Origin of the sequence: Lysinibacillus sp. FSL K6-3209 (assembly GCF_037976175.1) — a bacterium.
Lineage (GTDB): Bacteria > Bacillota > Bacilli > Bacillales_A > Planococcaceae > Lysinibacillus > Lysinibacillus sphaericus_D.
The window spans coordinates 2,993,822-3,018,918 of the sequence record NZ_CP150264.1 but is presented as its reverse complement, the minus strand read 5'-3'; the positions used below and the strand labels follow the sequence as shown (position 1 = coordinate 3,018,918).

Here is a 25,097-nt window from a genome sequence, read left to right as displayed (position 1 = left end):
GGGAGGTGTTTTTTTTATACACTTTTGGATAATAAATAAATTTCATATCAATCAGGTAAATCTTTTTTCGACTAAAAATAAAATTTAAGGAGAGATGAAAATGAAAAAAATAATTATATTTTTTACAGTTTTAACATTATTTTTGGGTCTAGTACCTTTTTATGCAAAGGCATATTCAAATGGTGAAGATGAAAAAGAATATAAAGAGAGTTTAGAAAATATCATATCTGTTATAGAAGCAAATCTAGAGATTTCATCTTATGGCATAACTATTTTAGACGAAGATAAAATAGTTCATAATTTGAATCAACAAGATATTAATCTATTAAATGAATTTGCCAGAGAACAAGGTAGCAATAATATAATTACTAAAGCTTCATTAATGGAAGATTTAGAAGCACATTTCAATAACTTAAATTTACGGATTGAAAAAGGTGAACTGAAAGTTTTAGATAATGGTGCGATGATCGATTCTACTGATAACAATTTTTATATTCAGGGCGGATCTACTTACGATGAAACTTTTTGGTGGGGCAAACGACGTTATATGAGTACTTCAGCAGCTAGGCAATGGGTTTATGATTTAAGAGATGCTGCATCTGTATCTACGGGCCTGGCACTTGCTAGTGTCGTTTTTGGCAAACTTGGTGTAATACCTGCCACTATTAATGGTATTACTGCTTTATGGACTAACCAATTAGCTAATCGAGTAGAATATCATAATGGAAATACAAATAGAGGTATTAGAGCAGATTTATACTGGGTTTTAGTTTTTAATATCGAGCCTCAATAATAGTATTTATTAAATTAATAAACAGCTATAAAGTAGGTGCTTTTATTGAAAAGATTTTTAACTAAATTAATTTGGATGATTTTTATATTTGCTGGATTATCCTTGACAATCTATACCGTATTTTCGTCTAATTATGAAAATAATAGTGTAGATGCTACAACTTGGGAATTTGATTGGCTAGATTATAAAGAGCTTCATAAACTTTCTACAGGTAGGTCCCAAATAATTGCTCTAATTGATAGTGGTATAAATCCTCAATACAGTGAAAATCTAAAATTTGAAAAATCTTTAGTTGATCAATCTATCGAAGATACAAATGGTCATGGTACTATGATGTACTCCATAATTAAAGGGATTGATGGCATTTTAGAAGGTATAAGTCCAGATGCACAAATAATCGTCATTAAAGTGATGAATGGAGATGATTCAGTTGCACCAACAATTATCAAGAATGCAATTGAATTGGCTATCCAAAAAGATGCTTCTATTATTAATTTAAGTATGGCTAGCCATTTCGAAGATACAGATATTACGGAAACGATAAAATTAGCAGTAAATAAAGGTGTTACAGTAGTAGCTTCCTCAGGAGATTATGGAAATACTGAATTGATGTATCCTGCAATTTTAGATGAAGTTATTTCAGTTGGGGCGATAGATACTTCAGGAAATGTACTTGATTTAACAAGCGGTTCGCAAAAAACAACGATTAACGCACCTGGTCACGAGATATCAACAATCCATTCCGATGGGACTATAATTAAAACTACTGGTACATCGCAGGCAACAGCCTTAATATCAGGCTATATTGCACTATTAAAAGATTATGCCTTTTCGAAAAATGTAGAGTTGACTGATGATACGATTATATCGTTATTAAAGTCTATTAATAATGAAGAATTAACGTATTTACAAGCATTGAAGAAAATCAGTACTTGGTAAGGGGACTAGTTATATGGAAATAAGACCATATTATTTAGCGATAATAGCAGCCGTCATAAGCTGTGGTGCATCATATTTATCTATATCTTCAGATGCCAAATCTATTATTAACTTTTTTATGGCTGTTTTAATAATTATTTCTATTTATTTGAGTTATAAAGAATACAAAAAATCGAAAAGAGAGTCTTGAACTTAATAGATTAATAGGATGTTGATATATGGAAATAAGAGATTGGTTTAGTATACCAATGATATTAAGTCAAATTGTTATTTGGATTTTATGGATTCTATTACAACTTGCTTTAGAAGCCAATGTAATGTGGATAGTTTTTAATCCATTTAATTTTCTTTTTGTTGCAAATGTAATTATTGGCGTCGTCTATCAAATTAAAAAGTGTAAAAAGACAACGTGTTAATATACGGGTAAAAGATGACCAAGTAAGCATACGATGTGACCTTGGTCATTTTTTATTGTGCAACGAATCCTGAAATAATGGAAAAATATAACTGACTAAATATCATATGTGTATTATGATAAAAGAATAAGAAAGTAACACATTTTAGTTGTAGGAGGGAGGGGATTGCCATGGATTATCGTATATTTGAGCAGAGAGTTCACAATATAGTGGAGCGAATGGTTGCGATTGGTGGAGAAGTATCAGCAGTAGATATTGGTGCCCCTGCGACGCTACAACAAATTGCACACTGTGAGAACCAATTAGGTTTCCAGATTCCTAAAAGTTTTAAAAAAGTGCTACTGGAGTTTTCATCAGCATTATACTTCCGTTGGGTTTTTCCAGATGATTACCAACTAGAAGGTGAACTGGATGGAATCTTTAGTGGAATGCTTCATTGGGATTTGGAATTATTGAACGAGATAAATAATGATAAAAACGCGTGGATTAAGGAAGTTTTTTCAGATCCACAACATGATTACGATAAAGTATGGCATCATACATTTGCTTTTTACGAGGTCGGCAATGGAGATTACATTGCATTTAATATCGTTGATAACAATGCTGATGCTTCTATTGTTTATTTAAGTCATGATGATGGAGAAGGTCATGGCTATAAATTAGCGGATAACTTTATTGATTTTCTAGAAAAATGGTCTAGGTTAGCATTTGTTGGTGGTGAAGATTGGCAGTGGCTAGCATTTACATCGAATGCTCGAAGTGGTCTTTTACCAGACAGTCAACATGCAAAGCGCTTTAGACGTTTAATGAAATTAACAATTTAATTTGGGATGCATGACGGGGCTTACGGAAAGTGCCATTTTGTTTAAAAGGAGCTAATAACATTGTACGAACAACAACTTGCAAGGGCAATCCAATTACGAAATGAGGAAAAGAAGAAAGAATCAAATCACTTGTTGTTAAAAATGGTAGAACAATACCCGAATGATGCGTTTGTGAACTATCAATGTGCTTGGAGCTTTGATGTTTTGGGAGAAGAGTCACAAGCGGTACCATACTATGAGAAAGCAATTCAACAAGGGCTATCTGGCAAAGATTTAGAAGGAGCATTTATAGGGCTTGGTAGTACATATAGAACGTTAGGGCAGTATAAAAAAGCACAATCGACGTTTTTAAAAGGAATCGACTTATTTCCGACTAATAAAGCATTACAAGTCTTTTATGCCATGACTTTATATAATCTAGACGAGCATAGTAAGGCGATGGAGCTTTTATTAGAATGCTTACTACATACGACAAGAGATGCTGAAATACTTAGTTATAAAAATGCGATTCATTTTTATGCACATCAATTAGATAAAGTATGGCAATAAAGGGGGAATAATGTGACGAAGTTTTATATGATGGTTATTACCAAAAAAACAGATGACCAAGAATATGAGGAAGCAGAAAACGTTTTTGTTAAAAAATCGCAACTAAAAAAGTATTTGAAGAGTGAGGGGTACTGCAAGGAAACCAAGTATCAGTACATTAAAATACAAAAAGAATCCATGTATGTTGCGACTGTTGAAAAAATAAAAGTACAATAGAGTCCAAATTCACGAAAACCAGTATTACTGATTATAAAAGGGGATTTGGCCTATTTGAACAGGGAGTTGTTTTAGTTGAAAATCAGTAAAGAACATGCGGAGCATTACATATGGGGCAAACAATGTGATGGCTGGCATTTAGTTAAAAATAATGAATTAAGTATTATTCATGAACGAATGCCTGCCAATACAACGGAAGTTTGTCATTACCACCATCAAGCACAACAATTCTTTTTCGTGCTATCAGGTATAGCAACAATGGAAATAGGCGAAGAACGGATTATATTATTGCCCCATGAAGGAATTGAAGTACCATCATTTCAGCCGCACCAAATGCGCAATGATTCACAGGAGGATGTGGAATTTTTAGTTATTTCACAGCCAAATAGTAGAGGAGATCGTACTCCGATATAAGGTTATATAGAAACCTAAAGTATATTTTCTAAATCTTCATTCTTTTGCATGAGGAACATGTATCTGTTATTTAGTACAGTAAATGATATCAAAAGCTAAGGGGATGACGGATTGATGAGAATTACTAAAATAAAACTTTACGCGTATGATTTACATAAAATGAAGGAATTTTACTGTACCTTATTAGGATTTGAATTATTAGATGAGGGGACCCATTTTTTTGACATAAATGCTGGGGAGAGCAATGTTCGATTCGAAAAACTAGATGCTTCTGTTGCAAAGCAATATCATTTCGCCTTCAATATCCCTAGTAATTTATTTCAGTTAGCGAAAAAATGGGCAAAAGAGCGTGTAGACGTATTAAGTTTGGACGATGAGGATGAAGTGTATTTTAAAACAATCGATGCCTATTCATGCTATTTTTATGATGCCGAGAACAATGTAGTAGAGTTGATAGCACGGCAGCATATCAATCCAAGCGTTAATGCCGATACATTTTCCATTGAACATATACAAGATATAGCAGAAATAAATTTAACCACAGATGCGATTGCAGACGTGGTAGAGCGTTTAAAGGATTATGATATAACACCATTAAAAGGGGAAGATATTCGCTTAGATGCGCTAACTTTTATGGGAAATTACGAAGAGGGAGCCTATCTATTAATTGGTCCAAGTGAACGGCTTTGGTATTTCTCTACTCGAAAAGCGATAATCAGTCCTATTCAAATAGAAGTAAATAAAGAGATTGTGATATCTATGACAGCTAATGGCAATTTTGCGATTTCGGAACAAACGAAGGATAGATAACAGGCTATCCTTCGTTTTATCGTTAAAATAAATCGGTAGATAAATAGCGCAATCCTGTATCTGGAAAGAGTACGACTATACGTTTCCCTTTGTTTTCGGGGCGTTTAGCAAGAGTTGTTGCAACAAACAAAGCCGCACCAGAGGAAGTACCTACTAAAACACCATCTGTTTGCGCTACAGTGCGAGCAGCTTTATAGGCCTCCTCTGTTTCTACTTCTAACACTTCATCAATCCGATCAAGATGAACGTTAGACGGAACGCGAGCTTCCTGTGCATCTGAAAAGCGATGTACACCTGTAATTTCAATAATATCAGGCTGTTCAACTGTAGCGATAGAATTAATAGCTGGTTCTACGCCTATAATTTGTATGGCTGGATTTTTGGATTTTAAATAAGCCCCTACACCACTAATGGTGCCTCCTGTACCAATTGCTGCAACAAAAATATCAATTTGCCCTGCTGTGTCCGCCCAAATTTCTGGCCCAGTAGTGCGTTCGTGAATGTTAGGGTTGGCTTCATTATCCAGTTGATTTAGAAAGACGACATTGTCTTCCTTATCAACGACAGTTTCTCTAAATACTTTAATGGTTTCAACAAAATCGCCATCTGTTTCTTCAAATGCCGCTACCATCTCTGGTACATCGGAAAATGGAACAACCTCGGTTCCATATGCTTTCACAACCTTTGTTCGTTCTTCGCTTACACCATCTTGCATGTAGATACGTAATTTATAGCCCTTTGCTGCTGCAATAGCCGCAAGCCCAATACCAGTATTCCCACTTGTTGTTTCAATAATCGTTTTGTCCTTTGTTAAAACTCCACGTGCTTCAGCATCCTCAATCATCGCTTTAGCAATACGATCTTTTACACTATTCGCAGGATTAAAATATTCTAGCTTTGCAATAATTTCCGCTTCAAGTTGTAGTTCTTTCGTGTACTGATTTAACGCTAATAGTGGTGTATGCCCTACTAACTCGGTTATCGACTGCTTTATGGTATTGGCAATAATTTGACCCATATCATCATCCCCTTTATTTTACCTACTTAACAAATTAGTTTTGTAGGAATTATTGGCATCTTAGCATGATAAATCCTTATGAGCAATACATTTTCTGATAGAAAGAATGGTTCGATTAATAGAAAAACGTAATCAGTTTAGTTAAATTTAAAGTTTTAGTTGTTTTAAAGAGAAGTGGAGGGTAAGATGAATTATTTGCGTTGTTGAACATTTTAGAAAAAACATGAATTGCGCTATGATAAGAGAAATGGGGAATGCTGTTATGATAGTAACCAGAAAAATGAATGTTGGAGAGGATTTGAATGGAATGTTGGAAGATGTGAATCGATTAAAAGAAAGAATCAATCAACTAAGTGAAGCGGAAGCAAAGTCAATGCTTTTCATATCTCTATTAAATGGAAAGTCGAGTGAGGACATGCAGCAAATACTCCTACATATGACAGAAGATAAGGAACAAATGGATAAAGCGCAGACAATACATATTGTTTTTGGTGATTCGCCAGCCGGAAGTCTAAAAGCAGCATTTAGAACGTTAGAATATCAAAAGACAGAGGATATTATTGTTTGGCCAGATAATTTATCGATTGGGCCAGTAAAAGATATACATCAAGCTTCGGGAATAGAAGCGAGACTTGGATGGTTCCACAAACGATATAATATGGACGAGGATGAACGTAATCATTATCGACAATGTATGCAAACTGCTATCGAGAAAATAAACAATATTTTACCACATCAAAAAATCGTTATTTGGACATGCCAAAATGCACATGAACAAACAGGATTAAGACTTGTACTAGCCATGCTAGAAGGCAAAGTGAATACAGTGCGAGTCATTGATACGTATAAGGCTTTTCATGAAAAAGAGATGCATACACAAATAGCGGATTATCCACGAACTTCAGGAGAATTGAATGAAGAAAACCTCCTGTATTTTTATGAACAGTTTGACATGGGTGAACTAATGAATGAAGCAAGAGAAGCCTTAATTAAGGAAGGTAAAAGCTTATTAGCAGACGAAGTTCATCTGTTACGAACATGGACATGTAATGGGCTATTGCATAGCGTACATGAAAATCGAGATGATGATTTTATTATTGAATGTGCTAAGCGGATGTATCAAGAAGATGGTAACGTAGCGTTTAGAAAGGCGGCACGTTTAATAGGTGAAGTGTACGGACATATGCAACAATTTACAGGAGACGAATGGATTGAGTATCGTTTACGAACGTTAATCAAGCAGGGCATTTTTTCGTACCGAGGAGATTTGAAGGCTATGCGCTTTTATGAAGTGAAATTGCAAGACGACTTCTTGACAAATTGAAATTTTTGATGTTTTGACTTCATTAAAAAGCATAGATAGAATAGTGTAGTAGAGTTTGAATAACTCTAGTTGATTAGCAACATTTATCAGTGAACATAACGAGTGAATAAATAATGAATAGATAAATTTGAAGAAAGGAAGTCGATTATGAATCCTGAAATCAATCAAAATGCAATTCTTCAAGCTATTTTGGAGCTTTCTACACAAGTGCAGGGCGTGAAAACAGAGATTCAACAACAAATCAAAGCGCTAGACAAAAGACTAGATTCCGTTGAAACGAAAATAGATTCAATAGAAAAAAGATTAGGATCGGTTGAAACGAGAATAGATTCAATAGAAAAAAGATTAGGATTGGTTGAAACGAGAATAGATTCAGTAGAAAAAAGATTAGGATCGGTTGAAACAAGGCTAGATTCAGTAGAAAGAAGATTAGGATCGGTTGAAACAAGGCTAGATTCAGTAGAACAAAATCTTAGTGCAAAAATAGATAAAGTGGATGCAAAGATGAACGTGATAACACTTGACATATTAGAAACAAAGGCCGATGTGGAAATGTTAAAGAAAGCAAAATAAATTGTTTTGGTCGTCACAATGTGCAATAATCATTGACAATTAGCAATGATAGAGGAGTGAGTTGGATGTTAAAAACAGCAGTATTTGAACAACTAAAAACAGCAATGAAGGAAAAGGATGTCTTAGCAAAAGGTGTGCTAACCCTAGTTAAATCAGCATTAGATTTAGCAGAGAAAGAAAAAGGTGAACCTCTAACACAAACAGAGGAGATTGCAATCATTAATCGTGAAGTAAAGCAAACGAATCAAGCATTAGAAGGCGCGCAAAATGCGGGCCGTGCAGATTTAATTGAAAAAGAAGAAGCAAAATTAGTGTTATTAAAATCCTTCCTTCCTAAGCAATTAAGCGAAGAGGAAATTACTGAAAAATTACTAGCAGCAGGCGTTAGTAAAGGGATGAATATGGGCGAAGCGATGAAGATTGCAAAACCATTATTATCTGGTCAAGCAGAAGGAGCCATAATATCTAAAGTAGTAAAAAGTTTAATTTAATATAAAATTGAAGGATAGCTGACGTAGTAGTGTTGGCTATCCTTTGATTATTCTCGGTGCAAAATTTCACCATTTAATCACTGTCAGAAAATAGAGGTTTTGTTTAATACAACGTTTAGAAGAGGAACTGTAAAATGATTTGTATTAAAATTAAGGTTTGCCAAATAAATGAAAACATTTTATACTATTAATTAACCACTGGTCAGTTAAAGGAGGATTCCATGTCGCCACGTAAACCATCAGCACAAGAATTGACACTCAAGATGATTGTTGACGAAGCCCATAAACAGTTTATTGAAAAGGGTTTTCATCAAGTTTCCATGCGTAGTATCGCGAAAGAACTTGGATGTAGTCATGGAGCAATTTACTATCATTTTCAAAATAAAGCGGAATTATTTTATTGCATTATAGGTGAGTATTTTACTGAATTAAATCAAATGTTAGATGACATTGTAAATGGAACTGGAGAGCATCAAAACAAACTTTACGATGTCTTTGTTGGCTTTATGAAATTTGGATTAAACCATCCAAGCCAATATGAATTGATGTTTATGACGAAAGATCTTCATATTGATGGATTATCGCAAGAGGCTGCTAATCTTTGCTATGAAAAATTTGCGCAATCGGTTCAAGCTTTATCAGCAAAAACATTGTTAATTTCGGATATTCATTCAACATTTCTTGCATTACACGGTTTTGTTTCACATTATCACCATTATGTGATGAACTATGATGAAGCGCAAGAGGCGGTAGATGTTCATGCTAAATTTCTCGTTAAAGCATTAGCATAAATTAAGTTGCTCTAGATGCGAAGGTGAATCTAGAGTTTCCTTTTAACATTTATTGACCGGTGGTTAATTAAAAGGGGGAATAGATGATGAAGAAAGCATTAGTAATGGGTGCTTCAGGTGGAATAGGTTTTGCGATTGTGAGTGAATTAGCAGCAAGAGGTATACAAGTTGTGGCTTTTGCTAGGGGAAAAGAGAAGTTGCAAGCGCTTTTTGAAAATTACCCGAATGTGTCGATTTTTCCAGGGGATGTCTTTAATGAAGAGCATGTAAGGAGGGCATCTGATGGAATTGATGTTATGTTTCATGCTATTAGTTTTCCCTATCAAGAATGGGAAGAAACACATATGCAATGTATCCAAACAATTATCAATGTGGCACAAACGCAACAAGCAAAGATTGCACTAGTGGACAATATTTACGCATACGGAAGGCAATCCTCTATTGTAACAGAAGAGGCAATCAAAGAACCTCATACAAAAAAAGGGAAGATACGATTAGCAATGGAAAATAAATTGAAGGCTAGTAGTGTGCCTTCATTAATCGTCCATATGCCTGATTTATATGGGCCCAATGCAGAAAATACAATTCTATATGAAACATTAAAAAGTGTTATTAGTAATAAAAAGGCAAACTTCGTTGGGCATATGCAAGTGGCTAGAGAATTTCTCTATACAGTCGATGGAGCTAAAGCAATCGTTGAATTGGCATTGCGATCAGACACATATAATCAGAATTGGAATGTGCCAGCTGTGCATCCCATTACAGGAGAACAATTAATGGGGATAATTCGGGATATTACAGGCTATAAAAAGAAAGTACGAACGGTTTCCAACACAATGATTGCTATTTTAGCACTCTTTTCTCCATTTATGAAGGAAATGAAGGAGATGATGTATTTAACAGAGGAGCCTGTTATTTTGAGCGGGGTAAAGTATGAAAGAGCAATTGGCACGCTGCCGCAGACTAGTTATCAGGAAGGTTTACAACAAACGTTGCTATGGTTGAAGAAGAAGAGATAAAATCAGTTTTCCTAAAGTATAAAAATCCACTTCGGTTTCTGCGGGTACAAAGTAGTTCGCAGAAATCTACGTGGATTTTTATTAAATTGTGTGAGTGACTGGCACTTATTTAGTTATATAATGCCTAGCTCGTTATTACAATGAATCATAGGCAATTACCCGTTGATAGATGTTGAAAGGGATTGGGGGTGTTTTTTTGTCAGTTGAATCGTATGTGCATGAAGTGTCTCCTGAAAAAAGTGGAAAACGTAAATGGGTAATCATTGTAGTAAGTATGTTATTCGTTGCCTGTGTATTATTGGTAGGAAGCCGCGTTGTCTCTTTAATTTTTAATGATAATCAGTCGGATTTTGCAGCTTATAAAACACTAGTTGGTCAATCAACTGAAAATGATTTTGGGAAATTGACTTTAAATGAGGTGATGGTTGATGATAATCAACTATTGTTAAACGCAACTTTTGAACCGGCGAAAGATGTAAATTTCGACCATCAAATTTTTTTCTTTCCGCAAGTACTCGTGAACGGTCAAAATTATACCGTTCGAAACGGTGGTCAGACCATTGCCCAATCAGAAAATACTTATACTATATATAGCAGTGTTAAAATGCGTGATTTACCTCAAGATGAACTGTTGCAACTGAATATCCTCTACAATGATTGGAATTGGGAAAAGCCTATTCCAGAGCCTTGGGCATTTAAAGTAGAAGCATCTCAAAAGCAACTGCAAGAAGATCGAAAAGTAATTGCACTCAATAAAACCATCAAGCTTAGTGATGGTCAGGAAATCAAGGTAGAAAAAGTTGTATCTACACCGATTTCAACGACGGTATACGTTGAGACACAAGAAACTACAAATGAATCGTTAAATTTTAATATTGTATCGGAGTCAGGCAAAACTTGGCGTCAAGATTCTTCGTACACATTAAATAAAGAACATACAAAGTGGGGGATTCGCTTCGATGCACGCTATCTTACAGATAAAACGTATAAACTGATTCCTGTTACTGCAAGTGATGTTAAAAGCGGACCAGCTATCAAAATACGCGAGAACTGAATATTCGATGCTTTAAGTAAATTTTACAATATCTTAATCTATTAGAAGCCTATCTCCGTGTAATATGATTGTATATTACATGGAAAGTAGTGAACAGTTTGCGAAAGTTATTCGAGATTTTTCTTATTTCCTTTAAATTAGGTTGTACATCTTTTGGAGGTCCAACAGCGCATTTAGGCTTTTTTCAAATTGAATACGTGCAAAAAAGAAAATGGTTATCAGATAAAGAGTACAGTAGCTTAGTAGCACTTAGTCAATTTCTCCCTGGGCCTGCATCGAGTCAGGTTGGTATGGGCATTGGGTTACTACGTGGCGGACTGTTGGGAAGCTTAGCCTCCTTCCTTGGTTTTACGTTACCATCTGTATTGCTATTAACTCTATTTGCCTATTTTTATTCGCATATAAAGATGGATATGGGCTGGATTCATGGCTTGAAATTGGTTGCTGTTGCCATCGTGGCGCAAGCGATTTGGGATATGTCCAAAAAGTTAATTCCTAGCATAGCACACTTGATAATAGCAGTTTTAGCGCTTATAACGCTCCAATTTTGGGGAAATCCATTTGCGCAAGTTATTGTCATTGCATTGGCAGCTTTAATAGGTGCACGCCTGTTTAAGCAAACGAACGGTTTAGAAGATACCACGCAAAAAAATTTACCCATTTCTAAAAAAACAGGTGGCTTGTTATTAGCATTGTTTGTCACATTAATGATTGCTCTACCAATAGCTAATTCATTGTTAAAAGATGACTTACTAACTATTATGGAAAAATGTTATCTAGCAGGTGCCCTCGTATTTGGTGGCGGTCATGTAGTATTACCGTTACTCGAAACGCAGTTTGTGCAAAGTGGCTTAATGAGCGCATCTGACTTTATAGCAGGCTATGGTCTTACACAAGCAGTTCCAGGTCCATTGTTTACATTTGCCTCTTATATTGGGATGGTCATTGCTGGCGTGCCAGGAGCAGTGGTTGCGACAATTGCAATTTTCCTACCTGCATTTCTTTTAATCGTTGGGGCTATGCCTTTTTGGCTCACTATGAGTAGGCATGTAGCTTTGAAAGGTGCAATGGCTGGTGCTAATGCAGCGGTTGTTGGAATTTTAGCTAGTGCTTTTATTCATCCAATTGTGACGCAAACAATTCAAAGTGGATTAGATATTCTTTTAGCGGCTGTATTTTTGTTGCTATCCTTGCGCTGGGCAGTCCCTCCTTATATACTGGTCCTGCTTGGCATAATAGTGGGACTGCTATGTTATTAAGAGCAAACATAAAAAAATCAAAACTACACATGATGATGGTAGTTTTGATTTTTTTTTGGGATCAATTGTTTCTCTATTGTAGAAGCAAATGAAACCTGTCCATTCAAAGATAGGTTCCACGAGCGGTGTGTCATCATGTTAGCTGAATTGTCATGTTCTATCTTCGATAAAAAGTATATTACGTTCGTATCTTGATACTAGTTTTTGCTTTTTTATTTTTGCAAAGACGTTATGAGAGTTCACTTTTATAAAAACAAGACGGCTTAATACCGTCATGTTGAATATATTTTCATTCAATATAATGCACCGTTCTTAGAGATGCTTACCGTAAAGTTAGCTGAAATTGGGATTACAACACCTTGGTAAGTGTAGTTGTCAGCAATGCTATAACCAAAGTAAGTATAGGGTTGACCTTGAGGCCATTGCGATACACCTGCGTAAGTTTGGCTCCAAGAACCTGAACCCCATCCTTTAGCAGTTGTAATAGTTCCTGGACTTGTGAGCACCATACCATCGCGTTCGCTATGGTATGCCGATTGTGGAGAAACTGTTGCATTGATTCTTCCTATAACGTGTCCTGTTGTATTTATTACATTAAATGATTTTGTGATACTTGTAACAATTTTTCGTGCACGGATATTTGAGGTGGAATTTTCCATTGAAACGATCTTACTTGTAATTACTTCGTTTAATATGATTTTGAATTGGGAAGGCTCAATCCATCCGTTTTCTTCAAAATATGCAAAGTGAGCCACAGCGATATTTAAAACTTCTTGTCCTACATATTGATTTTGTAAGTCTTGTAAATCATTCAGATATTGCTGATAGTATTTTTCTTTTTGTGTTTGTGATAAAACAAGCTCCGCTGCGGAAGCTGATGGAACAAATACACTAACTACACCACATAAAGCGAGAGCGATAATACCGATAATAATACGTTTCATACTTCAATATTCCTCCCTATGTAGTACTTCTTATACTAACATAGTGACGAAATTCTCTATAACTATATACTGTTTTGGACAGCGAAATATTGTAAATTATATAACGCTAAGATGTGTTTATTGTTTAGAAATATTGGACTGGAGGGAAATTTATTTCTTGAAAATACAGAAGTCATTTAATCTAGTATTGAATGGAGATATAACAGTACTAAGTTATTACAACTCGGTTTATATGTCAGAATAAGTGAAATAATCAGAAAATATTATAAAGTTTTTTAAAAATTTTGTCAATAGTAAGTCGTTTAAATAAAGCATTAATTTCAAATTCCAACACATCTCTATGACAATATTTGTATTCAAGCAGGGCAATTTCTGTTGAATTAAACTTTGCAGTTATAAAGTGATTCTTAAGAGAAGCAATATAAATGTCTTTGTTTTTATAAGTTGAGAAGGGTTTCTATTAACATAATCCTACCTTGTTCTTACAGTTCTTTTATTTATCTGGATGGATTCATAGCGTTCTTTATTTCGTTTGTTTATAATGAAGAAATGGAAAAACTCAACAAGAAAGAAGGGATAGCTATGGCACGAGGTGTTTACATTCATATTCCTTTTTGTCATCAAATTTGCAATTATTGCGATTTCAACAAATTTTACTTTAAAAATCAACCTGTTGATGAATATATAGAATCACTTGGCAAGGAGATGGCGCTTGCTACGGAAAAATATCCGCAACATTTTCAACAAATTGAAACGATTTTTCTTGGCGGTGGAACACCTACTGCTTTATCTCCAGAACAATTAACGAGATTACTCAACATGATCCGCACGTATATTCCAATGGATCGTGTGACAGAATTTACATCAGAGGCGAATCCAGATGAATTATCAGAGGCGAAAATGCGTGCTTTGTTTAATGGAGGCGTCAATCGTTTAAGTATGGGTGTTCAATCATTTAACCAAGAATTATTGAAAAAAATTGGTCGCACACATAGCAATACGCACGTCTACGATACAATTGCACTCGCTAAAAAGGTCGGTTTTCAAAATATAAGCATTGATTTAATGTATGGTTTGCCAGGTCAAACGATGGCGCAATGGAAAGATTCATTAGATAAAGCGTTTGCGCTTGAGCTACCACATTTCTCAGCTTACTCTCTTATCGTAGAACCAAAAACAATTTTTTATAATCAATATGCGAAAGGGAAACTGAGCTTACCAACGGAAGATTTAGAAGCGGATATGTATGAAGTGCTAATGCAAGAAATGAAATTGCATGGTTATATGCAATATGAAATCAGCAATTTTGCGAAAGCAGGTTTTACTTCAACGCACAATAAAATTTATTGGGAAAATGATGAATATGCTGGTTTTGGCGCAGGTGCACATGGCTATATGAATGGCACGCGTTATTCAAATTATGGTCCTTTAAAAAAATATATGGATGCTGTAAATGCGGGGGACTTACCTATCATGCAGGAGCATGTTGTAACAGCAACTGAACAACGCGAAGAACAAATGTTTTTAGGGCTGCGTAAAACGGACGGAATTACACACAATATATATGAAGAAAGATTTAATGAGTCAATGTTGGACCGTTATGGACATGTCATTGATAAGCTAGTGTCAGAAGGGCTTTTGGCACATGATGCTGTAGGCATTCGGCTTACACGCAAGGGGCGATTTGTCGGGAATGAAGTTTTTCAACAATTTTTGCTAGAAGATTGAGCGATATCGTTGACATAAAATGTGGGATTTGATAACTTAATAATAGTATTAGCACTCCTCTTAGTTGAGTGCTAACAGAGGTGATGATCATGCTAACAAATCGGCAATTACAGATATTGCAAGTAATCGTAGACGATTTCATTATGTCTGCACAGCCGGTAGGTTCTCGCCAAATCTCAAAAAAACAAGAGATTACATTTAGTCCAGCCACTATTAGAAACGAAATGGCGGATTTAGAGGAATTAGGGTTCTTAGAAAAAACCCATACGTCCTCTGGTCGAGTGCCTTCGGAAAAGGGGTATAGATTTTATGTAGATCATTTGTTGAATCCACAGGGCATTAATTCACGGGATATTCAGCAAATTCAATCAATTTTTAACGAACGTCTAGTAGAAGTAGAGCACATTATCCGAAAATCAGCGAATATTTTATCTGAGCTGACATCGTATACATCGATTCTTTTAGGACCAGATGTCCAAAGACATCGAGTAAAGCGTTTTTCTATCGTGCCACTCTCAAGCGACGCGGCAGTAGCGATTATCGTAACGAATAACGGACATGTTGAGAACCGCATGTTTAGTTTACCACCTAATTTTACCGCTGCTGAACTAGAAAAAATGGTGAACATTTTAAATGAGCGCTTAGTCGGTGTTTCGTTAGATGAAATCCATAAAAAGCTGGAAATTGAAATTCTGGCAATCTTGCAGCAACATGTTCGATCGGCGGATGATTTTATCCATTCGCTCGTTTCAGCTACGATGCAAAATTCGGAAAGTAAAATTTTCTATGGTGGTAAAACAAATATGTTCAACCAACCGGAATTCCACGATTTAAATAAAGTCCGAATGATTTTGGACTTAATGGAAACGACTAGCCAAGTGCAGTCGCTTTTCCATCCGAACGAATCGGGTATTCATATTCGTATAGGCTCGGAAAATCAGCAGTTAGAAATGGAAAACTGTAGTGTCATCACGACGACTTATTCAATAGGTGAGGATCAACAGGGGGCCATTGCAATTATTGGTCCAACGCGTATGGATTACAAGCGTGTTGTTGCTTTGCTTGAAGTAATGCGCATGGACTTATCTCAAGCCTTTACGAAGAATCGTAGTGAATGATAATGAGGAGGATTTAAGTGACTGAAACAACAGAAAACAAAGACCTTGTACAAGAAAATGTACAAGCTGAAAATGAGGCAACTGTAGAACAAACAGAAACGCCAGAAGAAGTGAAAGAACTAACGATTGAAGAGCAGTATGAAGCGAAACTAGCAGAATTACAAGCAAAGCTAGATGAGGAGGAAAATCGCCATCTACGCCTGCGTGCTGACTTTGACAATTTACGCCGCCGTACACAACTTGATCGTGAGGCGGCTGAAAAATATCGTGCACAAAGTCTGTTATCGGATTTATTGCCGGTATTAGATAATTTCGAACGTGCTTTACAAATAGAGCCAACTTCTGAAGAAGCAGTCTCAATTGTAAAAGGTATTGAAATGGTCTACCGATCACTAGTAGAAGCAACTGAAAAAGAAGGCTTACAAGTGATAAAAGCTGAAGGAGAGCAATTTGATCCAAATGTTCACCAAGCTGTTATGCAAGAACAAGATAGTGAAAAAGAACAAGGTGTTGTATTACGTGAGCTTCAAAAAGGGTATATTTTAAAAGATCGCGTATTACGCCCAACTATGGTATCTGTAAACGAATAGTCATCGCACTATTCAAAAAATAATTAGTTAATTAACGCATTTGCGTTTTAATAATAGGAGGAAATTTTACTATGAGCAAAATTATCGGTATTGACTTAGGAACAACAAACTCTTGTGTATCTGTACTTGAAGGCGGAGAGCCAAAAGTTATTCCAAACCCAGAAGGAAACCGTACAACACCATCTGTAGTAGCATTCAAAAATGGTGAAAAACAAGTTGGGGAAGTAGCAAAACGCCAATCAGTAACAAATCCAAATACGATTATCTCAATTAAATCTAAAATGGGTACAGCTGAAAAAGTTAAAGTGGAAGATAAAGAATATACACCACAAGAAGTTTCAGCAATGATTCTTCAATACTTAAAAGGCTATGCAGAAGATTACTTAGGTGAAAAAGTAACGAAAGCAGTTATTACTGTACCTGCTTACTTTAACGATGCGCAACGTCAAGCGACAAAAGACGCTGGTAAAATCGCTGGTCTTGAAGTAGAACGTATCATTAATGAACCAACAGCTGCTGCACTTGCTTATGGTTTAGATAAACAAGATGTAGACCAAAAAGTATTAGTATTTGACCTTGGTGGTGGTACATTCGACGTATCTATCCTTGAATTAGGTGACGGTGTATTCGAAGTATTAGCTACAGCTGGTGACAACAAACTTGGTGGTGACGATTTCGATGACGCAGTAATCGAATATTTAGTTGCTGAATTTAAAAAAGAAAACGGCATTGACCTTTCTAAAGACAAAATGGCTATGCAACGTCTAAAAGATGCTGCTGAAAAAGCGAAAAAAGATTTATCAGGTGTAACATCTACACAAATTTCATTACCATTCATTACGGCTGGTGAAGCAGGTCCATTACACTTAGAAATCTCTTTAACTCGTGCGAAATTCGATGAAATTACATTACCATTAGTAAACCGTACAGTTGGTCCAGTACGTCAAGCATTATCTGATGCAGGTCTATCTACTTCAGAAATTGACCAAGTAATTTTAGTTGGTGGTTCTACTCGTATTCCTGCCGTACAAGAAGCTGTACGTAAAGAAACTGGTAAAGAGCCTCACCGTGGTGTAAACCCTGACGAAGTAGTTGCAATGGGTGCTGCTGTTCAAGGTGGCGTATTAACAGGTGATGTGAAAGACGTAGTACTTCTTGATGTAACACCACTTTCTTTAGGTATTGAAACAATGGGTGGCGTGTTCACAAAATTAATCGATCGTAACACAACAATTCCAACATCTAAATCACAAGTATTCTCAACTGCAGCGGATAACCAACCAGCAGTAGATATTCACGTATTGCAAGGTGAGCGTTCAATGGCAGCGGATAACAAAACATTAGGTCGCTTCCAATTAGCGGATATTCCACCAGCTCCACGTGGTATTCCACAAATCGAAGTAACATTTGATATCGACAAAAATGGTATCGTGTCTGTTAAAGCGAAAGATTTAGGTACAAATAAAGAACAAACAATCGTTATCCAATCTGACTCTGGTTTATCAGATGATGAAATCGAACGCATGGTAAAAGATGCAGAAGCAAATGCTGAAGCGGATGCAAAACGTAAAGAAGAAGCTGATCTTCGCAACGAAGCAGACCAATTAGTGTTCCAAGTTGACAAAACAATTGCTGATTTAGGTGAGCAAATTACAGAAGATGAGAAAAAATCTGTAGAAGATGCTCGTGATGAGCTTAAAAAAGCGCTTGAAGCTGGCGAATTAGAAGGTATTAAATCAGCGAAAGAAAAATTAGAAGGTGTATTACAGCCTCTAGTAATGAAAGTTTACGAACAAGCTGCAGCTGCTGCTCAAGCGGCTCAAGGTGGCGAAGCAGGTCCAGAAGCTGGAACTGACAAAAAAGACGATGGTATCGTTGATGCTGACTTTGAAGAAGTAAAAGACGATAAATAAGATATTATCAACAGCACAGTAAAGTGAAAAAGCCAAAGACCGCTTGCGGCTTTGGCTTTTCTCTTTCTATTCTTTATAGAAAAAGAATGGGCATATTAGTGACATTTCTATAATGCTAGAGATATCATAGATACAATGATAGTAATGAGAAAATTATGGCGAAAATTAAAGCAGTTTTTTAAACTGCATGTTACAATAGATTTTATGCAAAAAGAGCGGAGTGTGAATCATGGAGAAACGCGATTACTACGAGGTGCTTGGTTTAACGAAATCGGCTTCTAAAGATGATATTAAAAAAGCATATCGTAAATTATCAAAGCAATACCATCCTGACTTAAATAAAGAGCCAGGTGCAGATGAAAAATTCAAAGAAATTGCTGAGGCTTACGAAGTACTAAGTGACGATCAGAAAAAAGCGCGCTATGACCAATTTGGACACGAAGATCCAAATGCAGGCTTTGGCGGCGGTGGCTTCGGAGGCGGCGGCTTTGGCGGCTTCGAGGATATTTTCAGTTCATTCTTTGGCGGTGGTGGACGACGTCAAGATCCAAATGCACCACGCAAAGGTGACGATTTGCAATATCGCATGAATATTAAATTTGAAGAAGCGATTTTCGGGAAAGAAACAGAAATCGAGATTCCAAAAGATGAAACATGTGATACTTGTCATGGCTCTGGGGCAAAACCAGGAACGTCACCAGAAACATGTTCGACATGTAAAGGTGCTGGGCAAATTAATCAAGCAGTCGATACACCTTTTGGTCGCATGATGAATCGTCGTACTTGTTCAACATGTCATGGAACAGGTAAAATCATTAAAGAAAAATGTTCAACTTGTCGTGGAGAAGGTAAAATCCAAAAACGTAAAAAAATTAAAGTGTCTATTCCAGCAGGTGTAGATGACGGTCAACAAATTCGTGTATCGGGTCAGGGTGAACCAGGTATTAATGGTGGTCCAGCTGGTGACCTATACATTATGTTCCGTGTTCAAGGGCACAATGAATTTGAACGTGATGGAGATGATATTTACTACGAATTAAAATTAACATTCCCTCAAGCAGCACTAGGTGATGAGATTGAGGTACCAACTGTGCATGGAAAAGTGAAATTACGTATTCCTGCAGGCACACAATCAGGTGCTCAATTCCGCTTAAAAGATAAAGGCGTTAAAAATGTGCATGGGTATGGAACAGGTAACCAATATGTCACAGTTAAAGTTGTCACACCAGAAAAACTAACAGAGAAACAAAAACAATTACTACGTGAATTTGCAGAAATCAGTGGTGATATTCCAGAAGAACAAGGAAGTTCACTATTTGATAAAATCAAGAAAAAATTCCAAGGTGAATAATTAGAGGAGCTGAAGAGCTACGTGAAGTGGTCAGAATTATCCATTCATACAAAAAATGAAGCGGTGGAAGCAATTTCAAACATTTTGCATGAAGCAGGGGCTAGCGGTGTTGTTATTGAAGATTCAGCTGAATATGCGAAGCCACGTGAAGATCAGTATGGAGAAATTTATGCGCTAAATGAAGATGATTTTCCAAAAGAGGGAGTCATCGTTAAAGCTTACTTATCAGAGTCTAGCTTTTTAAATGAAACAGTCGAAGAGATTAAGGCGGCTATTACAAATTTAACGAAATTTAACATTGATATTGGCGAAAATGTTGTTTCGATTGTAGAAGTGAACGAGGAAGATTGGGCAACAGCGTGGAAGCAATATTATCACCCTGTTAAAATTTCGGAACGCTTTACAATTGTACCGACATGGGAAGACTATTCACCCGTTTCAACGGATGAGTTAATCATTGAGTTAGATCCTGGCATGGCATTCGGAACAGGAACACATCCAACGACAGTAATGTGCTTACAAGGGCTTGAAAAGGTCGTGAAAGAAGGCGACACGGTTGTTGACATTGGCACAGGTTCAGGGGTGCTGTCAATTGGTGCTGCAATGCTGGGTGCAAAAAGTGTGCATGCTCTAGATTTAGACGAAGTTGCTGTACGTTCTGCTAAAGAAAATGTTGCGTTGAACAAAGTAAGCGATACAGTGCAAGTTTTCCATGGTAACCTATTGGATACTGTGAAGGAGCCAGCAGATGTTGTCGTTGCCAATATTTTAGCGGAAATCATAATGTCCTTTACTGACGATGCATTTACGATTGTCAAACCGGGTGGATTATACGTCACTTCAGGCATCATCGGAGCGAAACGAGATGATGTAAAAGCAGCACTAGAAGCTTCTGGATTTGTTATTGAAGAAGTTTTATTAATGGAAGATTGGGTAGCGATTATCGCCCGTCGTCCCCTATAAATGAACCGAGGAAGCGCAAATTGTGAGCCGAGTGCTGACGATTTGGCGCTTCTTCTATTGAGAGGAGTGAGCAGTATGCAACGCTATTTCATTGAGACGGCCATTCAGGAAGCGCGCATTACAGGTGAAGATGCCCGCCATATTATGCGTGTTATGCGGATGAAAGAAGGTGCTGAAATCATCGTTGTGGCACAAAACACAGCTTATATTTGTACGATTACCGCCTTTGAAGATGAGGATGTCATAGTGCAAGCAACGGGACAAACCATTCCATCCCCTGAACTACCAGTGCGTGTAACAGTGGCGTGTGGGTTGCCTAAAGGCGATAAACTGGAGCTTATCACGCAAAAGGCAACGGAGCTAGGGATGTATGCTTTATTACCATTTGAAGCGGAACGTTCCATTGTCAAATGGGATGTGAAAAAGGGTGCGAAAAAACAAGAGCGCTTGCAAAAAATTGCAAAAGAGGCAGCGGAACAATCACATCGCACACATATTCCTAAAATTTATGAACCGATTCACTTTAAACAGCTTGTGTCACAAATTGGAGATTTTGATGCTGTTTTTATTGCAGATGAAGAGGATGCCAAAGCCGATAAACGGACAAGGTTTGCGGACAAGCTAAAAAACCTGTATGACAAGCAAGCGAAATCAATCCTTATCGTCTTTGGACCAGAAGGTGGAATTGCGCGCAAGGAAGCTGATATGTTAATGCAAGCTGGTGCGCAAACAATGTCTCTAGGACCAAGAATTTTACGAGCAGAAACGGCGCCTCTTTATGCATTATCTGCAATATCATATGAATTTGAATAAAACTTGGGTTTAGCCTTGTGGTGTTTTTTTTGTAAGTGGAACTGTCACGGAGCAAAGCATTTTACCAGTGTGTAAATCCCTTTGTAGAGCGCGTTTTATGAAAGCTGCTGTCTGCACATGCAGATGGCAGTTTTTTATTACTATTGTCGACAAGAATAGTTGTAGGGGATTACTGCTAGAGAAGAAACTTATGGATGCAATCGAGCGAATTTACCGTAGTAGCAAATTTTAAAGTAGTGCTGAGAAGGGGAAAAAATAGATTGGTTTATGTCAAAGGATTACAGGTTTGTGAGGCAAGTTCTTGTAAACAACATTTAGTCAGTTATGGTATTAATAAAAAAGCCCAATTGTTAGCTTGTTTGTCTAACAATTGGAGCATATGCAGTGCCATCAAAGGTAATAGGGTTTCTATATTGCCTGTTAGAGCATGTTATTTATTTTAAGGCTTCTTGCATAAAAACTTTCATCTTACTACTTAATACTGTTAATTCCCCAATAATTTCGCTGAAATCTTGAACAAGTTGAGCTTGTTCATTTGTTGCACCATTAATTTGACCCATATTTTGTTTCAGGTTTTCAAGGCTACTATTAATATTTCGTAAAGACGTTTCAATACTTTCTGTCGCGTTGGATGTTTCAGAAGAAAGCTTTCTTACTTCTTGTGCCACAATATTAAAACCAGCACCATGTTGACCAGCACGAGCTGCTTCAATCGAAGCGTTTAAGCCAAGTAAATTTGTTTGACGCGAGATGCTTTTTATTAAATTTGTTACTTCGTGTGTTTTTTTAGCATCATCTAGTGCGTGCTGTGCTTGCGTGTTAATTTCGTCACTAGTGGCTGCTAGCTCCTCAGAATGAGAAGCTACGTTATGTACTTTATCTTGTAAACTGTTAATAATAGTTTCCATTTTATTCATATATTCTTCAAGTTTAAGTTTATTGTCGATTGGTAAACCAAAAGCAAGTGCTCCCACAACTTTACCATGTTCACGAATGGGAAAAGCAAATGCATAAATGAAAATTCCGTAAACGTCTTCTGGGATAATTGTATCTGAATTTTGCCCTTTTAAAGCAGTGTAAATATTCTCATCGTTAGAGTTTACTTTGTGCCCGTCTTGATAACCTACATCGATGCGTTTACCAGCTAAACATTTTACAACAGTTTCAGTTTCTTTATCAATAACCGCTACTATTGCTTCTTCTTTTAATGCTAAGTGAATATAGGGAACTGAAAGAGATAATGCTTCAAGAATGTTCATACTAATTCCTCCGTTTTTTGTAAACCGTTTAAGGGCACTATTAGTTTTGTAATCATACAATTACATTGAAAGTATATCATTTCACCAGCTTTGTTGCTATATTGGAAGAAAGAAATGTATTTTATAATATGACAATAAAAAACAATTAAATGATAAAAGAGAATGGCAATTACTTATAGAAGGTTTCGTTTTCAAAGGTGATATTATATTGAGATAATTGATAGCAGAGCGTGTAAAAGTTGGGCAATAGCTATTTGTTATGCTTAGTTATTTTATAAAAAAATCTAATAAGTACTGATTTTAAAAGGTTTGTGTTATTATAGTTCTCGTATCTAAAATAAGAACACAAAAAAATACTTATAAATACGAAACACAATGTTATGTGATGTTGAAAGGATGAAATTAATTATGAGTTACGCGCCTCCAAAAACCGTATCTCTATATACGCTAGGTTGTAAAGTAAATCATTACGAAACAGAAGCTATTTGGCAACTGTTTAAAGAAGAAGGCTATGAACGTACGGAGTTTGATCATAAAGCAGATGTTTATGTGATTAATACATGTACAGTAACAAATACGGGTGATAAAAAATCACGTCAAGTTATTCGCAGAGCTGTCCGTCAAAATCCGGATGCTGTTATTTGTGTAACAGGCTGTTATGCGCAAACATCGCCAGCAGAAATTATGGCTATTCCTGGTGTTGATATTGTGGTAGGAACACAGGACCGTACAAAATTACTAGGCTATATTGAACAATATCGTAATGAGCGTCAACCGATTAATGCTGTACGCAACATTATGAAAAACCGTGTATACGAAGAATTAGATGTACCGGCATTTACAGACCGAACACGTGCATCGTTAAAAATCCAAGAGGGTTGCAATAACTTCTGTACATTTTGTATTATTCCTTGGGCGCGTGGTTTAATGCGCTCTCGTGATCCTCAAGAAGTTGTCAAACAAGCACAGCAGTTAGTAGATGCTGGTTATCTCGAAATTGTACTAACAGGTATTCATACAGGGGGTTATGGTCAAGACTTAAAAGACTATAATCTTGCACAGTTGTTACGTGATTTAGAAGCGAATGTAAAAGGATTAAAACGTTTACGTATTTCTTCTATTGAAGCAAGCCAACTAACTGATGAAGTCATTGAGGTTTTACGTGACTCAAAAATCGTTGTAAATCATTTACACATTCCAATTCAATCTGGTTCGGATACGGTATTAAAACGTATGCGCCGAAAATATACAATGGCATTTTTCGGGGAGCGCTTAACAAAATTACATGAAGCCTTACCTGATTTAGCTGTTACTTCTGATGTAATCGTTGGGTTCCCAGGTGAGACAGAAGAAGAATTTATGGAAACCTACAACTTTATTCGTGACCATAAGTTTTCTGAATTACATGTTTTCCCATTCTCACCTCGTACAGGCACGCCAGCAGCACGTATGGAAGACCAAGTGGATGAGGACATTAAAAATGAGCGCGTGCATCGTCTAATCGCTTTAAACGACCAACTAGCAAAGGAATATGCTTGTCGTTTTGAAAATGATGTGTTAGAAGTAATCCCAGAAGAATTTGTTCACGATGGTAGTGATGAAGAAGGTTTATTAACAGGTTATACTGATAACTATTTAAAAGTAGTATTTGAAGGACCTGAAAATCTTATTGGCCAACTTGTAAAAGTAAAAATTACACAAGCAGGCTATCCTCATTCTAAAGGGCAGTTTGTACGCTTACTAGAGACAGTAAAATAATTGATAAAGGATTGTCTATCTATTGAAGATGGACAATCCTTTCCTTTTTTCCTTAATAATAATGCGCTTGTACGGGCATGATATTTAGTGTTTGTAGCAAGTATTTTTATTAGATAGACTGGCTCTAGTGTTCGATTATTAGACGGAAACGTGAAAACATGTTATCATTC

At 36.5% G+C, this 25,097-nt stretch carries 27 protein-coding genes; 24 read left to right on the top strand and 3 right to left on the bottom strand.

Annotated elements, in window-relative coordinates:
* Positions 1–100 precede the first annotated feature (100 nt).
* From MHH88_RS14705 to MHH88_RS14665, 9 genes are all read left to right on the top strand, one after another.
* Positions 101–793 carry a hypothetical protein gene (locus MHH88_RS14705; RefSeq protein WP_339258981.1) on the top strand — a complete coding sequence of 231 codons (693 nt, stop codon included), beginning with the start codon at positions 101–103 and terminating at the stop codon, positions 791–793.
* A 75-nt stretch (positions 794–868) separates the two neighbouring features.
* Positions 869–1,732, top strand: a complete 864-nt coding sequence (locus MHH88_RS14700; protein WP_339258979.1) for a S8 family serine peptidase — start codon at positions 869–871, stop codon at positions 1,730–1,732.
* Positions 1,733–1,745: 13 nt separating this feature from the next.
* Positions 1,746–1,922 (top strand): hypothetical protein, encoded by a 177-nt coding sequence (locus tag MHH88_RS14695; RefSeq protein ID WP_176723238.1) that lies wholly within the window; start codon positions 1,746–1,748, stop codon positions 1,920–1,922.
* A gap of 58 nt (positions 1,923–1,980) precedes the next feature.
* Entirely contained in the window at positions 1,981–2,148 is a 168-nt protein-coding gene (locus tag MHH88_RS14690; protein ID WP_339258976.1) for a hypothetical protein, read from the top strand.
* A 170-nt stretch (positions 2,149–2,318) separates the two neighbouring features.
* The gene (locus MHH88_RS14685) at positions 2,319–2,972 is read left to right on the top strand and encodes an SMI1/KNR4 family protein (RefSeq protein WP_339258974.1); all 654 of its coding nucleotides are present in this window, start codon (positions 2,319–2,321) and stop codon (positions 2,970–2,972) included.
* Positions 2,973–3,032: 60 nt separating this feature from the next.
* Entirely contained in the window at positions 3,033–3,521 is a 489-nt protein-coding gene (locus MHH88_RS14680) for a tetratricopeptide repeat protein (protein WP_339258972.1), read from the top strand.
* A 12-nt stretch (positions 3,522–3,533) separates the two neighbouring features.
* Entirely contained in the window at positions 3,534–3,737 is a 204-nt protein-coding gene (locus tag MHH88_RS14675) for a hypothetical protein (RefSeq protein ID WP_069513459.1), read from the top strand.
* A gap of 75 nt (positions 3,738–3,812) precedes the next feature.
* A complete protein-coding gene (locus tag MHH88_RS14670; protein WP_339258969.1) occupies positions 3,813–4,151 on the top strand; it encodes a cupin domain-containing protein in 339 nt (112 codons plus the stop codon).
* Positions 4,152–4,265: 114 nt separating this feature from the next.
* Positions 4,266–4,961: a VOC family protein gene (locus tag MHH88_RS14665; protein WP_339263088.1), complete on the top strand. Its 696-nt coding sequence runs from the start codon at positions 4,266–4,268 to the stop codon at positions 4,959–4,961.
* A gap of 22 nt (positions 4,962–4,983) precedes the next feature.
* Here MHH88_RS14665 and MHH88_RS14660 read toward each other — a convergent pair whose 3' ends face one another.
* Positions 4,984–5,979, bottom strand: a complete 996-nt coding sequence (locus MHH88_RS14660; protein WP_103976194.1) for a cysteine synthase family protein — start codon at positions 5,977–5,979, stop codon at positions 4,984–4,986.
* A 262-nt stretch (positions 5,980–6,241) separates the two neighbouring features.
* Between MHH88_RS14660 and MHH88_RS14655 the strand changes: the two genes are divergently transcribed.
* The 7 genes from MHH88_RS14655 to chrA all read left to right on the top strand — a co-directional run bounded on the left by MHH88_RS14655 (position 6,242) and on the right by chrA (position 12,490).
* A complete protein-coding gene (locus tag MHH88_RS14655) occupies positions 6,242–7,303 on the top strand; it encodes a DUF1835 domain-containing protein (protein WP_339258967.1) in 1,062 nt (353 codons plus the stop codon).
* Positions 7,304–7,450: 147 nt separating this feature from the next.
* Positions 7,451–7,876: a hypothetical protein gene (locus MHH88_RS14650; protein WP_339258965.1), complete on the top strand. Its 426-nt coding sequence runs from the start codon at positions 7,451–7,453 to the stop codon at positions 7,874–7,876.
* A gap of 65 nt (positions 7,877–7,941) precedes the next feature.
* A complete protein-coding gene (locus tag MHH88_RS14645) occupies positions 7,942–8,367 on the top strand; it encodes a GatB/YqeY domain-containing protein (RefSeq protein WP_069513469.1) in 426 nt (141 codons plus the stop codon).
* 221 nt (positions 8,368–8,588) lie between these two features.
* A complete protein-coding gene (locus MHH88_RS14640) occupies positions 8,589–9,158 on the top strand; it encodes a TetR/AcrR family transcriptional regulator (protein WP_339258962.1) in 570 nt (189 codons plus the stop codon).
* Positions 9,159–9,244: 86 nt separating this feature from the next.
* Positions 9,245–10,177: an SDR family NAD(P)-dependent oxidoreductase gene (locus MHH88_RS14635; protein WP_339263086.1), complete on the top strand. Its 933-nt coding sequence runs from the start codon at positions 9,245–9,247 to the stop codon at positions 10,175–10,177.
* Positions 10,178–10,373: 196 nt separating this feature from the next.
* The gene (locus MHH88_RS14630; RefSeq protein ID WP_339258960.1) at positions 10,374–11,231 is read left to right on the top strand and encodes a DUF4179 domain-containing protein; all 858 of its coding nucleotides are present in this window, start codon (positions 10,374–10,376) and stop codon (positions 11,229–11,231) included.
* Between the two features lie 89 nt (positions 11,232–11,320).
* Complete coding sequence (chrA, locus tag MHH88_RS14625; protein WP_339263084.1) at positions 11,321–12,490, top strand: chromate efflux transporter; 1,170 nt, start codon at positions 11,321–11,323, stop codon at positions 12,488–12,490.
* A 293-nt stretch (positions 12,491–12,783) separates the two neighbouring features.
* On the opposite strand, the gene MHH88_RS14620 is transcribed toward chrA, so the two are convergent.
* Complete coding sequence (locus tag MHH88_RS14620; RefSeq protein ID WP_339258958.1) at positions 12,784–13,434, bottom strand: hypothetical protein; 651 nt, start codon at positions 13,432–13,434, stop codon at positions 12,784–12,786.
* Positions 13,435–14,016: 582 nt separating this feature from the next.
* On the opposite strand from MHH88_RS14620, the gene hemW reads away from it, so the two are divergent.
* The 7 genes from hemW to MHH88_RS14585 all read left to right on the top strand — a co-directional run bounded on the left by hemW (position 14,017) and on the right by MHH88_RS14585 (position 21,910).
* The gene (hemW, locus tag MHH88_RS14615; RefSeq protein ID WP_339263082.1) at positions 14,017–15,162 is read left to right on the top strand and encodes a radical SAM family heme chaperone HemW; all 1,146 of its coding nucleotides are present in this window, start codon (positions 14,017–14,019) and stop codon (positions 15,160–15,162) included.
* An 89-nt stretch (positions 15,163–15,251) separates the two neighbouring features.
* Positions 15,252–16,280 (top strand): heat-inducible transcriptional repressor HrcA, encoded by a 1,029-nt coding sequence (gene hrcA / locus MHH88_RS14610; protein WP_024363052.1) that lies wholly within the window; start codon positions 15,252–15,254, stop codon positions 16,278–16,280.
* A gap of 17 nt (positions 16,281–16,297) precedes the next feature.
* Positions 16,298–16,870 (top strand): nucleotide exchange factor GrpE, encoded by a 573-nt coding sequence (grpE, locus tag MHH88_RS14605; protein WP_339258955.1) that lies wholly within the window; start codon positions 16,298–16,300, stop codon positions 16,868–16,870.
* A gap of 71 nt (positions 16,871–16,941) precedes the next feature.
* Positions 16,942–18,783 (top strand): molecular chaperone DnaK, encoded by a 1,842-nt coding sequence (gene dnaK, locus MHH88_RS14600; protein WP_103976199.1) that lies wholly within the window; start codon positions 16,942–16,944, stop codon positions 18,781–18,783.
* Between the two features lie 229 nt (positions 18,784–19,012).
* On the top strand, positions 19,013–20,134 hold the full coding sequence (gene dnaJ, locus MHH88_RS14595; RefSeq protein ID WP_069513489.1) for a molecular chaperone DnaJ: 1,122 nt from the start codon (positions 19,013–19,015) through the stop codon (positions 20,132–20,134).
* Positions 20,135–20,155: 21 nt separating this feature from the next.
* Positions 20,156–21,097 carry a 50S ribosomal protein L11 methyltransferase gene (prmA, locus tag MHH88_RS14590; RefSeq protein WP_024363048.1) on the top strand — a complete coding sequence of 314 codons (942 nt, stop codon included), beginning with the start codon at positions 20,156–20,158 and terminating at the stop codon, positions 21,095–21,097.
* A gap of 75 nt (positions 21,098–21,172) precedes the next feature.
* Positions 21,173–21,910 carry a 16S rRNA (uracil(1498)-N(3))-methyltransferase gene (locus MHH88_RS14585; protein ID WP_339258952.1) on the top strand — a complete coding sequence of 246 codons (738 nt, stop codon included), beginning with the start codon at positions 21,173–21,175 and terminating at the stop codon, positions 21,908–21,910.
* A 434-nt stretch (positions 21,911–22,344) separates the two neighbouring features.
* Here MHH88_RS14585 and MHH88_RS14580 read toward each other — a convergent pair whose 3' ends face one another.
* Positions 22,345–23,169 (bottom strand): methyl-accepting chemotaxis protein, encoded by an 825-nt coding sequence (locus MHH88_RS14580; RefSeq protein ID WP_103976201.1) that lies wholly within the window; start codon positions 23,167–23,169, stop codon positions 22,345–22,347.
* A gap of 408 nt (positions 23,170–23,577) precedes the next feature.
* On the opposite strand from MHH88_RS14580, the gene mtaB reads away from it, so the two are divergent.
* The gene (mtaB, locus tag MHH88_RS14575) at positions 23,578–24,927 is read left to right on the top strand and encodes a tRNA (N(6)-L-threonylcarbamoyladenosine(37)-C(2))-methylthiotransferase MtaB (protein WP_024363045.1); all 1,350 of its coding nucleotides are present in this window, start codon (positions 23,578–23,580) and stop codon (positions 24,925–24,927) included.
* Positions 24,928–25,097 lie beyond the last annotated feature (170 nt).